The sequence below is a fragment of the uncultured Dubosiella sp. genome (assembly GCF_964018005.1).
In the GTDB taxonomy this organism is placed as follows: domain Bacteria; phylum Bacillota_I; class Bacilli_A; order Erysipelotrichales; family Erysipelotrichaceae; genus Dubosiella; species Dubosiella muris.
In genome coordinates this window covers 1-13858 of sequence record NZ_CAXHOA010000030.1, presented here as the reverse complement: position 1 = coordinate 13858, position 13858 = coordinate 1, and the positions used below count along the sequence as shown (strand labels likewise).

17 protein-coding genes and 1 pseudogene are annotated in these 13858 nt (G+C 51.5%); 13 read left to right on the top strand and 5 right to left on the bottom strand.

Going from position 1 to position 13858, the window contains the following annotated elements; genetic code table 11:
- Window positions 1-52: 52 nt before the first annotated feature.
- On the bottom strand, window positions 53-766 hold the full coding sequence (locus tag ABNS49_RS13140) for a class I SAM-dependent methyltransferase (RefSeq protein WP_348688277.1): 714 nt from the start codon (window positions 764-766) through the stop codon (window positions 53-55).
- 135 nt (window positions 767-901) lie between these two features.
- On the opposite strand from ABNS49_RS13140, the gene ABNS49_RS13135 reads away from it, so the two are divergent.
- The 5 genes from ABNS49_RS13135 (at window position 902) to ABNS49_RS13115 (ending at window position 4611) form a co-directional block, all read left to right on the top strand.
- On the top strand, window positions 902-1204 hold the full coding sequence (locus ABNS49_RS13135; protein WP_288341750.1) for a TIGR04076 family protein: 303 nt from the start codon (window positions 902-904) through the stop codon (window positions 1202-1204).
- Between the two features lie 65 nt (window positions 1205-1269).
- Window positions 1270-1728, top strand: a complete 459-nt coding sequence (locus ABNS49_RS13130; protein ID WP_135980638.1) for a sigma-70 family RNA polymerase sigma factor — start codon at window positions 1270-1272, stop codon at window positions 1726-1728.
- The gene (locus ABNS49_RS13125; protein ID WP_288341754.1) at window positions 1718-2926 is read left to right on the top strand and encodes a zf-HC2 domain-containing protein; all 1209 of its coding nucleotides are present in this window, start codon (window positions 1718-1720) and stop codon (window positions 2924-2926) included. The genes ABNS49_RS13130 and ABNS49_RS13125 overlap by 11 nt, the downstream gene beginning before the upstream one ends.
- A complete protein-coding gene (locus ABNS49_RS13120) occupies window positions 2923-3747 on the top strand; it encodes a hypothetical protein (RefSeq protein ID WP_288341756.1) in 825 nt (274 codons plus the stop codon). The genes ABNS49_RS13125 and ABNS49_RS13120 overlap by 4 nt, the downstream gene beginning before the upstream one ends.
- Window positions 3748-3759: 12 nt before the next feature.
- Complete coding sequence (locus tag ABNS49_RS13115) at window positions 3760-4611, top strand: hypothetical protein (protein ID WP_288341758.1); 852 nt, start codon at window positions 3760-3762, stop codon at window positions 4609-4611.
- Between the two features lie 26 nt (window positions 4612-4637).
- Here ABNS49_RS13115 and ABNS49_RS13110 read toward each other — a convergent pair whose 3' ends face one another.
- Window positions 4638-5117 carry an MGMT family protein gene (locus ABNS49_RS13110; protein ID WP_288341760.1) on the bottom strand — a complete coding sequence of 160 codons (480 nt, stop codon included), beginning with the start codon at window positions 5115-5117 and terminating at the stop codon, window positions 4638-4640.
- A gap of 104 nt (window positions 5118-5221) precedes the next feature.
- On the opposite strand from ABNS49_RS13110, the gene ABNS49_RS13105 reads away from it, so the two are divergent.
- The 4 genes from ABNS49_RS13105 to ABNS49_RS13090 all read left to right on the top strand — a co-directional run bounded on the left by ABNS49_RS13105 (window position 5222) and on the right by ABNS49_RS13090 (window position 8560).
- Window positions 5222-5872: a response regulator transcription factor gene (locus tag ABNS49_RS13105; RefSeq protein WP_288341762.1), complete on the top strand. Its 651-nt coding sequence runs from the start codon at window positions 5222-5224 to the stop codon at window positions 5870-5872.
- 73 nt (window positions 5873-5945) lie between these two features.
- Window positions 5946-6851, top strand: a complete 906-nt coding sequence (locus ABNS49_RS13100; protein WP_288341764.1) for an ABC transporter ATP-binding protein — start codon at window positions 5946-5948, stop codon at window positions 6849-6851.
- Entirely contained in the window at window positions 6848-7642 is a 795-nt protein-coding gene (locus tag ABNS49_RS13095) for a hypothetical protein (RefSeq protein ID WP_288341765.1), read from the top strand. The genes ABNS49_RS13100 and ABNS49_RS13095 overlap by 4 nt, the downstream gene beginning before the upstream one ends.
- An 18-nt stretch (window positions 7643-7660) precedes the next feature.
- Window positions 7661-8560 (top strand): HAMP domain-containing sensor histidine kinase, encoded by a 900-nt coding sequence (locus tag ABNS49_RS13090; protein WP_288341766.1) that lies wholly within the window; start codon window positions 7661-7663, stop codon window positions 8558-8560.
- On the opposite strand, the gene ABNS49_RS13085 is transcribed toward ABNS49_RS13090, so the two are convergent.
- The 3 genes from ABNS49_RS13085 to ABNS49_RS13075 all read right to left on the bottom strand — a co-directional run bounded on the left by ABNS49_RS13085 (window position 8487) and on the right by ABNS49_RS13075 (window position 10201).
- Window positions 8487-9158: a hypothetical protein gene (locus ABNS49_RS13085; RefSeq protein ID WP_290092272.1), complete on the bottom strand. Its 672-nt coding sequence runs from the start codon at window positions 9156-9158 to the stop codon at window positions 8487-8489. The genes ABNS49_RS13090 and ABNS49_RS13085 overlap by 74 nt on opposite strands.
- Before the next feature lie 3 nt (window positions 9159-9161).
- Window positions 9162-9581: a hypothetical protein gene (locus ABNS49_RS13080; RefSeq protein ID WP_288341768.1), complete on the bottom strand. Its 420-nt coding sequence runs from the start codon at window positions 9579-9581 to the stop codon at window positions 9162-9164.
- A gap of 68 nt (window positions 9582-9649) precedes the next feature.
- The gene (locus ABNS49_RS13075) at window positions 9650-10201 is read right to left on the bottom strand and encodes a TetR/AcrR family transcriptional regulator (protein WP_288341769.1); all 552 of its coding nucleotides are present in this window, start codon (window positions 10199-10201) and stop codon (window positions 9650-9652) included.
- A gap of 476 nt (window positions 10202-10677) precedes the next feature.
- Between ABNS49_RS13075 and ABNS49_RS13070 the strand changes: the two genes are divergently transcribed.
- The 4 genes and pseudogenes from ABNS49_RS13070 to ABNS49_RS13055 form a co-directional block, all read left to right on the top strand.
- A complete protein-coding gene (locus ABNS49_RS13070) occupies window positions 10678-11844 on the top strand; it encodes an MFS transporter (protein WP_288341770.1) in 1167 nt (388 codons plus the stop codon).
- Between the two features lie 630 nt (window positions 11845-12474).
- Complete coding sequence (locus ABNS49_RS13065; protein WP_288341771.1) at window positions 12475-12714, top strand: hypothetical protein; 240 nt, start codon at window positions 12475-12477, stop codon at window positions 12712-12714.
- Between the two features lie 410 nt (window positions 12715-13124).
- Window positions 13125-13454 carry a nucleoside triphosphate pyrophosphohydrolase gene (locus ABNS49_RS13060; protein ID WP_288341772.1) on the top strand — a complete coding sequence of 110 codons (330 nt, stop codon included), beginning with the start codon at window positions 13125-13127 and terminating at the stop codon, window positions 13452-13454.
- 3 nt (window positions 13455-13457) lie between these two features.
- Window positions 13458-13858 (top strand): annotated as a pseudogene (locus tag ABNS49_RS13055) (HNH endonuclease); the annotation flags it as partial.

Here is a 13858-nt window from a genome sequence, read left to right as displayed (position 1 = left end):
TTTTCTATGGATCCGGCAAACAAAAAAGCGAAGAAAACGAAAGCTTCGCTTTTTATTTGCGCGCTTTGACAAGCAGCATCATCGGCCGGCGCATCTCCAGCGCGTAGGTTTTCGGATCAAGAAGCTTTGACGAAGGAACGACCTCCTCCACCGCCTCCAGCGTAAAGCCGGTTTGGAGAAGCCCGTTCAGCAGCGTCGTCAGCGTGTGATGGTATTTTACGACTTCGCAATCCAAAAAGCGGGTTTTCCGCGCCCCCTCCTGAAAATACGCATCCACTTTCCATACCGGATGGTTGGTGTCTTCGCCAATCCACTGCTGATCGCCGGCGGTAAATACCGGATGCTCGATATTGAATAAAAAGACACCGCCTTTTTCCAGCGTGGCGTAAACCTGGCGAAACAGCGTGGAAAGATCGTCCAAATAGTGCAGGCACAAGTTCGCGAACACGAAATCAAACGAGCCTTCGATCGAAAAGCTGGACAAGTCGGCTTGCCGGTATTCGATTTTTGGCGAGCGATGCAGCGCCCTGGCTTTGGCAAGCATGTTTTCGCTGAGATCAAGAGCGAGCACAAAGCGAGCCCCATGATCGACAAAATAACGGGCATGCCACCCCATCCCGCAGCTCAAATCAAGAACCCGTTGATTGGATACGTCGGGAAACAGCGCTTGCAGCTGCTTCCACTCGCCCGCGTGTTCGAGTCCCTGGCTGCGCTCCATGTTTGCGTAATTCGTAAAGAATGTATCCTCATCGTAAATTCCAGCCATGTTTTCCTCCTTTGGTTCGTCTATGAAAAGAATATAACGATTTCGTTAAAGCACCTTTTCTTATACAATGAGATTATAGTCAAAAGAAGCGCGGAATGAAAGCACTTTTAAAAAGGAAAAAGAAAGAGGGAAACGATGAAAACGATTCGAATCACAGCGATGAAGCAGGTGGAGCATCGCGACTTGATGGAACGATTTGAAAACGAACTTGAGGAAGCGTGCACGATCGAGGTCGGACAAAGCTGGATCGTCGAGAACCTGCGAAAACCGGAAGGCTTTTGCGACAGTGCCTGGCAGACGATTTACCCGTTCGCGATGACGCTGGCGTATGGCGGCGGCGACATTTACGAAGGCTGGATGAAAGACAAGCACACGGTTATGCTCAGCTGCAACGACGGGTTTCGGCCGGTGAGCTTTTACGTCGAGGCTCTGGATTAAAAAAGAAAAAAGTTTGTAACGAAAACGGAAAAAAGCGTACCGATAGATGAAAGGAGGAAGAAGAGTTGGACGAGATCTATGAAAAATACGCGCGCTTCGTCTATCGCTACCTTCTTTCTCTAGGCACGGGGGAGGATGTGGCCGAGGAGCTGACGCAGGAAACGTTTTACCAGGCGGTGCAATCCATTCACCGCTTCAAAGGCGAGTCGAAGATCTCGACGTGGCTTTGCGCGATCGCGAAAAACCAGTACGCGATTTGGCGCAGGAAAAATCCCGAGCTGCTCGAGCTCGACGAGTCGTTCATGGCCCGCTCGTTCGGGGAGGAAATCGACAAAGTCGAGCTGCTGAAGCGGCTGCACAACTTGCCGGAAGCGAGCCGGGAGATCTTGTATTTGCGCATATACGGCAACTTGAGCTTTCGCCAAATCGGCGAAGTGTTGTCGGTCAGTGAAAACGCCGCCCGCGTCCAGTACTACCGGGCCCGCGAAAAGCTAAGAAAGGAGTTGGAGGAAGATGGAGCATGAAAAACTGCACGCGCTAGTGAACGACTTGCTGCCAAACTACATCGACCATTTGACGAGTCCGGAAAGCGACAAGCTCATCGAGGACCATCTGGCGCATTGTCCGCGCTGCCAAAAAGCGCTTGAACGAATGCGCGAGGAACAAGAAAGCGCCATGGAGGACGCCATCGAAGTCGATTACTTGAAGAAAGTGCGCAAAAAAGGCCGTCGCAACGTGATCGTGGCGGTATGCGTGGCGTTGCTGGCCGTCAGCGCCATAACCGGCGTCTGGGTGTTTGGCTGGGGAACGAAAGCCGATCCCGCCACGCTGGGCTATACGGTGGACGTCAAACTGGACGACGTCGTGCTGCAAGTGGCCAGCGACGTGGAAGGGCGCAAAGTGTCCCGGGTGGCGTGGAGTGAAAACGACGGGCGCGTGCGAGCCGAAGTGTACACGGTGCCGGGCACGCAGCAGGCGCCGGAAACGGTCGTTTACACAGCCAATAGCGGCGTCGCGAAAGTGGACGTGGGCGGCTGGACGGCGTGGGAAAACAACCAGGCGATTTCAAGCGAGCTGGCCGCCTTGTACGCCCGCCGCGTCGAGTACGTGGGGGACGTGTCGGGCGTGTCCCGTCTGCTGGAAACGATGCGCGTGTCCAACTGGATCGGCGGCTACACGATGGAACTGGACGATACGAGGCTGATCGTCGAGGGAGAGCGCATGATGAACGAGGCGTACACGAAACAAAACGCGCTTCTCCTGCTTTCGTTGATTGCCAACGCGAACGCGCTGACGTGGCAAAGCGGGGACCAAGAGCAGACGATCACCGCCGAACAGCTCAGCGAAGAAGTCGGCCGCGACATCAAGGAAGGCTATCATTCCGTGGCCGTCCTGCAGCAAAATCTGGACCGGCTGGACGAGGAAGGCCACGCGTGGCAAACTTACTATTTGGATTTAACGCTGGAAGACGATTTTTCAAAAGACGAGGTCGTCACGATCGAAGTGTGGCGCGATGGAAAGATGGTGGCGAGCCAGAGCGCGCGGGTGCGGGACTGGCTGCAAGGAGCGAATCGGCTGGAGCAGGCGTTCTGGCTGGAAAAAGGCGACTACACGTGGACGATCACGCTGGATGGCCATCAAAGCGGGCCGATGCCGCTGGAACCGCATACGCGCTATATAGCGGCGGCAGGGCAGTGGAAAAAAGAAGGAGAAGAACAATGAAGATCATGAAAGCGGCGCTGGCGGCTTTGCTAGTGTGCGGGTGCGCCAGACCTGATCCGGCCGCGGTTTCGGGACGGATGGTGGCGATGTTTGAAAAGATGGAGCGAACCGAGTCGTACACGATGCACGTAAAGGTGACGGAAGACGACGCGCGCTACGAGATCTTTTATGAAACGTGGAAAGACAAGGACGAAGTGTACAGCTACATCGACTCGCCATGGCATCGGATCGTTTCGCGCTTTGACACCAGCCATGCCAAAACGGTGTCGGGGAAATGGAGCTTTGACGTGTTCGAAGTGCAGTCGATCGACCAAACCGAGCAGGCGCGTTTCCGGTATTTGGGCAATGTGTATGAGTATGTCCGCTTTCCGTTTCTCTTTGACGCCGAGTCGAACGTGGACGGGTTGAAAGACTTTTTCGACTGGACGATTGAAAAAGACAACACATACCGGGCCACCTTGCAAAAAAAGCGCATTCCCGAACTGAACGAGGGAATCGTGCAGGAATGGCACGATCTTGGCATGGATTTGAAAACGCTCGACTTGAAACAGTGCGACTACACGTTCCATTTGAACGGGCAGGGCGAGCTGGTCAAGGCGGACATTGTGCAGGATTACACGTTTTCCAAAAAAGACAGTGAACCCGAATCGCATCGTGTCGAAACCGAGATCGGATTCGCCTACGACCAAGGCAATGAAAAGGTGCGTGAACAAACGAAAGCGCTGCTGGGCCAAGACCTTCAGATCGGGGACAACGTGCCATGGGATGGAGAAGGCATCCCGCAGCCGGCAGGGGAATTTCCTTTGCCGAAAAACAGTTGAAAGGGGAAAACGATGAAAACGATCAAACGAGCAATCATCGGCCTGGTTTGCGTGGCGTTTTTGGCCGGCTGCGCCAGCGCCGAGTCGGCCGATGTGACAAAAACGATGATGGACGCGTTAAAGAACGTGGAGGCGACGTCTTCGTACTCGATGCGGACAACGTATGAAAAACCGGAAGGCATGCGTTTTCTTGGAATGGTGTGGAAGACGCCGGAAGCGCAATATGAATATACATGGACTAAAACGAATACGCCGACGGAAACAAGCAATCTGACGACATTCGAGACTTTGAGAAAAGAGACAAAGGATCAAATCAAGGAAATGACCGGGATTCTCGCCTATGGTGTCTTTGAAGTCAAGTCGGTGCAGACGTATCCGGTGCATGATGCCGAGCAGGACCCGTATACCCGGTTTTTGGAATCGTATTTGAGGTTTCCAATGCGGCTGGACGATGAGGGACGGTGCATTGGACTGAAAAGCGAATTTGCGTGGGAGCAGGACGGATCAAAAGTGAAGGCTTCCTTGCGCAAGAGTGCCATGCCGCAATTCAACAAGCTCGCGTTGGAGGAGCAACAAAGAATCAATGGCGGCATGACCGACTACGATATGAGCCGCTGCGATTTTACGTTTTGGCTGGACGAGGAAGGCCGCTTCCAGAAAATCGAGGCTGACATCGAGTTGAAAGTGAAATATGAAGGCTATGTGGACTGGATCGACCGGTCGGAGAAATACACGGTCGACGTGTCGTACGACGACGTGCCGGAAGACTTCAAACAAAACACGCAAAAGGCGTTCGAGCACGATCTCGTGGTGGGGGACACGATCGAATGGCCGAAAGAGGACACCATCGAATGGAAAGAGTAAAAGACCCGGATTTCACTCCGGGCTTTTTACTGGAACGGGAACAGAGCGGACTCGAAGTCCTGCACAAAGTATTTGATGTGTTTGCGTCCTTTCTGGACGATGACGTGACCCTCGGCTTCCAGCCGTTGTTTTTGGGCCAAAACGCCGCCGGGATACTTCGGGTTGAGCTCGCCGCCGGCTTTGAGTGTTCGCCAGTATGGCGTTTTGTCAAAGTCGCGCTGCTCGCTCGCCCAGGCGGCAATCGAAACGAAGATGCCCGCCGTGATGGGATCGGTAAAGTCGGCGCCGTTTGCTTGGGCTAAAACGTCGCGCAGGACGCCGACTGTGACGACTTGGCCGAACGGGACTTGCTTCATAAGCATGTCGTACGTTTTGGGCGGCGCGAAAAACATCCGGCTTCCGCCGTACTTTCGAATGCTTTCGGGATCCGTGATGACGACGGTTTTCGGCATGTCTTTCGGATCGTCGAGCATCGCGTTGAAATCTTTTTTGGACTCGTTTGCCATGGTTTCACCTCTTTTTCTTCAGCTTAGCCAAAATAAAAACGACATGCAATGAGACGGTTGAAAAAAGTCAGGCAGACCGGCGTCGTTCGGTATACAATAAATCTATGAAAACGATATTGATCGTCGAAGACGACGAATACATTGGCAACATGATCGAAGCCGCGCTCAAAAACGAAGGATTCGCCACCTGGCGGGCGTATTCGGGCAGCGAGGCGCTCCTCGTCTTTCGAAGCCGGCCCGTCGACCTTGTCGTGCTGGATCTGATGCTTCCCGGACTGTCCGGCGAGGACGTGCTGTCCGCCATCCGGACGGTTCCCGTGGTGGTGTTAAGCGCCAAGAGCGACCTCGACCACAAAGTCGAGCTGCTGCTTCAGGGCGCCGTCGACTACATGACCAAGCCTTTCGAATTGAAGGAGCTCGTCGCCCGTGTTCGCGTCCACTTGCGGCCTGTCGACACCACGCGCGAACAAACGCTTGGATACCACGATCTCGCTCTCGTTCAAAACGAGGCAAGGCATGACGGCCAAACGATCCGGCTGACGCCCATCGAAACAAAGATCCTGTCCGCCTTGATGCAGGCGCACGACGGGACGATGACCCGGACGGCCCTGCTCGATACATTAGCCGGCCAGGATGTGTTGATGAGCGCCTCCACGCTCAAAGTGCACATGTCGCGTTTGCGCGCGAAGCTGAAAACATTGACCGGTCAGGACCGGATCGAGGCGCTTTGGGGCATTGGCTACCATCTTTCTTAACAAAAACGTAACCTTTTCTTTCCCGAAAGCGTAACCGGGCTTTGGTACGATGGAAAGGAAGGGAAGTGAAACAATGGAAGATGTATGTGTATGCCGGCATATCGAGAAAGCGTACGGACAGCCCGTGCTTAAAGGCTGCTCGCTCCACATTCCGGCCGGAAGCATTTACGGACTGATTGGGGAAAACGGGGCCGGCAAGACGACGCTCATCCGCATCTTGACCGGCCTGCAAAAGCCGGACGCCGGAACGTATTCACTCTTTGGCGTCGACGCGGGCGACAAGGCGATCCACCTGGCGCGCAAGCGCATGGGCGCGATCGTCGAGATGCCCGCGCTCGATCCGGAACTGGACGCGTTATCCAACGTACGCGCCCAAGCCAGACTGCTCGAACTGGAACCCGGGCACGAAAAGGAAGCGCTCGAATGGGTGGGGCTGAACGATCCGGGCACGAAGAAGGCGGGCGATTTCTCGCTGGGCATGCGGCAGCGGCTCGGGCTGGCGATGGCATTGATCGGCCATCCCGACTTCATCCTTTTGGACGAGCCGACCAACGGACTCGATCCGCAAGGTATGATCGAGCTGCGGGAACTTATTTTAAAACTGAACAAGGAGCATCGCATCACGTTTTTGATTTCAAGCCACGTTTTAGCCGAGCTGGCCAAGCTGGCCGACTGGTACGGCTTTTTAAAAGACGGGAAGATCGTGCTGGAAACGAGCGCGAAGGAACTTGGCGAACACGCAAAACCAGTCGTGGAAATCGAAGCGAAGCCGACGGAAAAGCTCGTTTCCTATTGGGATCGAAACCGGTTGGCGTACAAGGCGCTGGGCGCTGACCGCTGGCGTGTGGAAACGGATCGTCCGGCTGGAGAGCTCGCCCTGGAATTGGCGAAAGCCGGCATCGACGTGCGCTCGATCCAGGTCGTCAACGAGGACTTGGAAGCCGTGTACATGCAAATCATGAAAGGCGGGACACGATGAGAGGGTTGTTCTGTGCGGACGGATTTCGGATCCGCCATTCAAAATGGTTTTGGATCGTGACGCTGGCGCTGCTCGCGCTTTCCGGCATCGTGCTGGGGGCGCGCGCGAACGACGCGGCAACCATGAACGACGGCTTGTGGATCACGCTGCCGGTCGTGGCTTTGGCGCAAAGCGTGTGGATCTCGGTATGGACAGGCAATGACGAGGCCAACGGCCTCTTGCGCAACAAACTCATCGTCGGCAAGCCGCGTTCCGCCGTTTTCTTGACATACGCGCTCACGAGTTTGGGAATCACGTTGTGGTTCGAAGCGCTCTTTTTGCTCGTGCAAATCGGCATCGGCTCGTTCATGCTGGAAGCCGCGCCCATCGGAACGACGGTTCTTGTGCTTACAAGCGCGCTTGTCGCGCTGGCGTTTTTCTTTACGCTTGTCAGCGTTTGCCCGATCCAGAAAACGACACGCGTCATTTTGTGCCTGCTTGGACTGATCGCGCTGTTTTTGGTGGCGTTTCAAATCCAAAACCGGCTGATCGAGCCGCCAAAGACGCTCGTGCTCGAACAGCAGGTCAACGGGGAAATGGTCAACGAGTCCGTTTTGAATCCGAAGTTTTTAGACGGAAACGCTCGCGCCGTGGCCGAAACCGCGCTGTCGTGGCTGCCGACCGGCGCGATGATGCAGCTGGTGTTCGGGTTTGTGTGTCCGCCTGTTGTTTTGGCGGTTCAGCTGCTCGTGGAAGCCATTGTGTTCATAGGCGCGGGCTGGCTCGTGTTCGCGCGCAAGGAAGTGCGGTAGAAAAAGGGAGGCGACGGTATGCTCGGATGGCTGGCGGCAGGTTTTTTCCTGTGGAAATGGCTTGGTTTGAAACACGCGTTGCGGCGTTTGAAAGAAGAGTGGAGCGCCTGTTCGGCGTCCGAAACGAATCGAAGGCTGCCGGTCGTGGCGTCCGACGCCTCGTTGCGCGCGCTGACAGGCGCGTTGAACGATTCGCTGGAAACGATCCGGAAGGAACGGATTCGTCTGGATCGAAGGGCGCGCTGGCTCAACGAGCAAATGGGAACGATTGCCCACGATTTGAGAACGCCGTTGACGGCTGCGTTGGGATACACGCAGCTTTTTTGGCAGGAAAACGACGAGCATCAACGACAGGAGGCTGTCCGGGTCGTGGAAGGCCGGCTGCGCGCGCTGCAGGCGATGAGCGAGGAGCTGTTCGAGTTTGCCCGTTTGCAGGACGAGGCCAACCCGCTCGCCCTGACCGAGGTGCGTGTGGATCATGTGCTCGAGGAGACGATTGTCGGGATGCGGGCGCTGCTGCAAAAAAAACAGATCGAGCTTTCGCTCGACCTGAAGCCGATGGTCGTGACGGGCAACGCGCCGGCGATGGCGCGGGTGTTTACGAATTTGCTGGCGAACGCGGTGAAATACGCTCCCGATGGCATCACGATCGCCATGATCGACGAGCGAACGGTCGTGTTTGAAAACGGCTTGGGCGCATTGCGATTCACGGATGTGGAAAAACTGTTCGAGCGTTACGCCACGCTGCGCTTTCACGACGATTCGCACGGCCTGGGCTTGCCGATCGCCAGGGGCTATATGGAAAAGATGGGTGGCTCGCTGGTGGCGGAAGTGCGCGATGGCGTCATTCGCTTCGCGTGTCGTTTTTCATCGCCCGATAGCCGATCCAAATCGTCCAGACGTAGGCGCACGTCTTAGGAATCATGAGCATGCCGATGGCCGGGATTTGCTCGGCCCACAAGACGACGGGAATGTAAAAGGCGAAGCTGAGCACGATCGTGAGCGCCATCCAGCGAAACGGCTTGTCGTTCGTTTGTTTCACTTTGTACGCGAAGAGTACGATGATCAGCAAGCCGAGCAGGGCGAACGGAATGTTGCGGATCACGCCCCAAAGCAATGGAGGTCTGGCGCTGAGCCACTCGTTTTGGGGCAGCATGCAAAGCAGGATACGCAGGCCGGCCAGACTGTACACCAAAGCGCTCAAGCCGTTATGCTGGCGAATGGCGTAGCGTTTGCGCCATACGAAATACAGCAGGACGTAAAACACGGTCATCGTGATGGAGGTGATCCATTTGCCGATTCCTAAAGCAGTCGTGTAGTGGTCCAGTCCTGTCGTGCACAGGGCGATGGCGCGCGGGACGAGGTGGAACGCGTCGCCGGCGCCAAGAACGACGGCCATCCAGCCAAACAGCCGGTACTGGGAGCGGGGCTTGCTTTGGCGGATCATGAGGACGCCAAGCGTCGTGACGGTGACAAGGTAGACGATGTCGAACGTGGTTTCAAACAAGGCGCGCATTGGTTATTCTCCTCTCTTGACGGCTTTGCCGTAGCTGCATCCAAACAACAGGCCGGCCCACAGCAGGGAGGCGCCCAGACCGGTGTAAAAGACGGCGATGAATCCGTCGGGCAAAAGATGGAAGGCGCGAATCGCGATGCCGCCCGCCATCATAAAGGCCATGATCAAAAACGATTTGACGTCGAAAAACTTTAAAAAGAACTGGCGTTCCTGAATGTAGTCGAGGATCCGTTTCGTGTGTTTGGTGACGAGTTTTCCAAAGACGAAAAGCTGGAAAAGGGCGAACACGACGATGGACAGCAGGACGTTGTACCACGTCAAATACGGCGGGTAGGTGACGACGCCGATGCGCAAAATGTTAAAGCCGGCCAGGCACCAGACGAGGCAGGCGATCAAAAGCAATGTATTCTTTTTGACTTTCATAAAAAGGACTCCTTTCTGAACATCGTTCATTTTGAGGCAAAAAAACATCCCGTCCAACGGGAAGTCATTCAATACACGGTGCGGCGCACGATCTCGAGCACGACGTTAGGATCGAAATCGTGACGGAGCCACGCCGACATCATGAGCGAAAACAGGACGCGGGCGAACTGTTTTTCGGACAGGTGGTCGTTGAAGGCGTTGGGGCGGATGTTGGGATCGCTATGCAAAATGGCGCACAGGCTCGCCTCCATATGTGTCCACGTTTCTTCCATGCGTTTCTTTCCTTCGGATTTTTCGGGCTTAGCGAAACTGAACGCGTGCAGCGTGAAGAAGCCGGGATAGGCTTTCTGGGCGTAGCGCATGCGCTCAAACATCCAGTGAACGCACGCTTCAATCGTTTGAAACGACTCGTCGGGCTGGTGGAAGATCTCGAGCCAGACGCTTGCGATCGTTTCCGATACAAGCTCCGCCTTTGAAGGAAAATAGTTGTAAATGGAGCCAACCGACACGTGGCAGGCGGTCGCGAGGGCGCGGATGTTGATGGCGTTCCAGCCTTTTTTTTGCAGCAGCTCGCGGCTGTGTTTTAAAATTTCCTCTTTGGATGTGATGATCGTATTCATGGCTCACCTCAATCTGAACAATGTTCATTATAGTCGAACGACACGGAGTGTCAATCAGAAACCTCACATCCATTATTCGAGAGAAATCGTTAATTCTTCAAAAAACGTTGATAAATTCGAGAGAAATGGAGCCGGCGCGGTATTGCGAATTGTTTTCTCTTTCTGATTTTGATAAACCCTTTAAAAATTTTTTATGAAAGCGTTGACAACTCATTGAAAACTATGTAAAGTAATGAAAAACAAGGAGGAAAGGATATGAAAACATTTACAGTGGAAAATACGATCCAGTTGAATTTGTTCGTAACGTCTTTTCTCCTGACTGAAGAAAACTCCTTTTACGCTGTCCCCGCAGCGCCTCGACCGTGCACAATCGAATGAGAAAACACGAACGAAGAGTCTGGGGATAGAACGATTCACATGAAAACCGAAGACGCTTGTTCTTTGGTTTTTTTGTATTTATTCAAAGGAGAAAAAGTATGACAATCAAAAAAATCAACGCGATCTACTTTTTGATTTTGCTCGCCTATGGCGCGGTCGACAAAATCTACGGATCGTCGTTCATGGAAATTTTGTATTCTAGCGGGATCGGTGTCGGGCTGATCAGCGTGCTGTTGTCCATCGAGGACTTTCTGCTGCTCGTTTTCGAGTTTCCTTCGGGAATGATCGCGGATCGCATCGGCCGCAAGAAAGCGAGCGCGATCGGCTTGTTCGTGCTCATGCTCGGCTACATCGCGTTCATCGTATCCAAAAACTTTCTCGTCTTCGTGGTAGCCGCCATTTTGAAATCCGCGGGCAACGCGCTCTTTAGCGGATCGCCACAAAGCTGGTACTATGAGGAGCTGAAAGAAAAGGACGCGCTCAAAGAGCGGGAAACAATCATTCCGGTTTTGCGCGGCGTCATGAACGCCGTGTGCATCGGGGTCTTGCTTTTGTGCACGATGTTTTTCGCCGCCTCCCGCACCTTGCCAATGCTGCTGGCCATCGCGATCCTGGGCGTCGTTTCCGTCGTGACGCTTGTCGTGGGCAAAGACAACTACGGGACTATTCGGGAGGAAAACGGAAGCGGATGGAAAGAGGTCGTTTCCATTTTCTCGCATCCAGTCTTTCGGCGGCTGGCCGGGTTCAACATGTTGTTCACGATTCCATACGCGGTGTTCATCCTGACGTGGCAGCTTATTTTGCTTGAGCACTTTCATCAAAACGCGTCTATCATCAGCAGTATGATGATCGCGATCATGGGCGTGTTCGCGCTCGCTTCCTTCGTGACGACCGCGTTGTTGAAGCGCTGGAAGCAGACGACGCTCATCAAAGCAACGCTTGCCGTGCTGGCCGGGGTGTGCGTGCTCGTTACGCAAGTCCGCTCGCTTGGCGTCTACATCGCCCTCGTGCTCTTGTTTGAAGGGGCGCTTGGCATGTACATGACGCTGGAAGACATTTGGATGCAGGAACAAATTCCTTCCGAAAACAGGGCCGGTTTTTATTCGGCAATCAGCGCCCTCACCGCGCTGGCCAACGCCCTTGTCCTGATGGGGCTGGGATGGATCGTCCAGCATACGAGCTTGTTTTTCGTATACTGGATCGCCGCGATTGTGGAAGGCATGGCGCTCTTTTATTTCAAAAACCGACTGGAAGAAAAAGAATGAGTGGACTGGCTTGTTTTAATCAAATCAACGAAAAGGATGTGGAAAATAAGGGGAAATCGTTCAGCATAGAATAATTGGCGCAAACAAGTCGAGGTATAAGAGGGGGAGGGATTTGTTCGTGATCGTGTTTGGAAATAAAAAAGCTATTTTCTTGAAAGGAGGACAGTTTGTTCTCCTTTTAAATCTTGTAAAGCGCTGATTGTTTTAAAATGATATAATAGTCGTAATAAGAAATGAAAGGGAGGTTCGGATGAAAAAGAAGCGCTTATATTATCAAATGCGGCTATAAAACTCCTTGCTTGAGCTATGGGGAGTGTCAATGCGGAAGAATTAGAAGATGGTATCGTTGAATATTTTGCCGGTTTGAATCAGTAGTTATGGAAGAGAATAAGATCAATTATTTTATCAGTTTGTGTAAGGAATTCGAAAACTTAGTTAAGGCAAAATATGGGTTGGAAGATAAGGACAGTGCTTACTACTTTTTGTGTAATCAAAAGGAGTTTGTTAACTTTAAAGATGAGATTAATCTTATCCGGTCACTTCGAAATGTTTTCCAACATGGAGTGTTCTTCGACATTTAAAGGATAAAGAAAAAAATCAACATTTAATGACTAGGTTTCATTCATGGTTATGTCTGCTGCAAATAATGGATTAAGAAAGATTACTCTTATTCCTGATGACTTTTCACCAGAAGACCAGCTTGTTTTGAAGAGCTTGGAACCATTTATTGAGGAGGCAGCTGAATTGCTGCGCCGTTATACCAAAGAGGAGCAGTTTATCATTGATGTATTTTGCAGAGATGTTGATGAGGAAGATGTTGAAAGTAATCATGTTGTTGGTAACGAAAAAGCAAATTCTATAAGAAGTTGACAGTACTAAAGTACTAGAGAATTGATGTAGGGGAAAATATAGGAAGAATTGATAAGCGTTTAGTTCGGGTATATGAAATGAGTACTGGGCAGAGAACATCTTTAGCTTTTTCTGTGATGCTTGCGTTTTCTTCAGTTGTTGAAACGGCACCGAAATGTATACTTTTGGATGAACCTTTAGCAACGATGGATAGTATTCAAGTAACTAATGCTTTGGATATTTTAAAGTCCTTGGCTGAACAAGGGACATAGATATTTTACATCAGCAAGTCTAGATACAATCAAATTATTCCAAGATTATTTTAAGAACTCTTCTTTTGACTATAGAGAATTTGAATTTATTAAAGGAATTAATGGCTCAGTTAAAATCAATCAGAGCTAATTCTAATTATTTTGAAAGGATGACAGACTGTGAAAAAAATACATAACAAACTTGTACGGGATCGTATTCCTGAAATTATTGAGGAGGATGGCAAGACTTGTAAGATGCATATTATGGATGAAGAGTCTTATCGCCATGCTTTGAAAGCCAAGCTTCTAGAAGAAGCGAATGAAGTGAAAGAAGCAGCTTCAAAAGAAGAATTGATCAAAGAAATGGCAGATGTGTTAGAAGTGCTGGAAGCACTTCAAAAAACATTTGGTATTGATATTAAAGAAGTAGAAAGAGTTAAAGATAAGAAGGCTCTTTCAAATGGAAAATTCGAGAGAAGAATTTTTTTGGAGTATGTAGAAAAGGAGTAAAGCATGATTGATTATATCAACTTATGGTTGGACATTATTGAAAATATGAATAACGACAATACATATAAGTTGGCTTGGGGTCGTGCTTTGATTGAAATCGTTTATGAGCATAAAGATGACGGAAACGACTTCGTGATTTCGTTTGTTCAGATTGCTGAAAAGATGCTCAAATACTATTGGAATCAAACCTACTTTTTTAACTTGAAACAAAGTCCTGGTAAGAAACCGATAGTAGTTCAGGAAACAGAAAAATGTATTGAGTTTGTAAAAAACATTCGTCAATCAAATATTCCGGTTTGGTTTGATAAAGCGCAACAAGATCTATTATCAGATCCTAATTTTTATCAAAAACGAATCAATGCGATTGCTAAGACCTTAGAACATGATGTTTGCTGGCGCTTTAA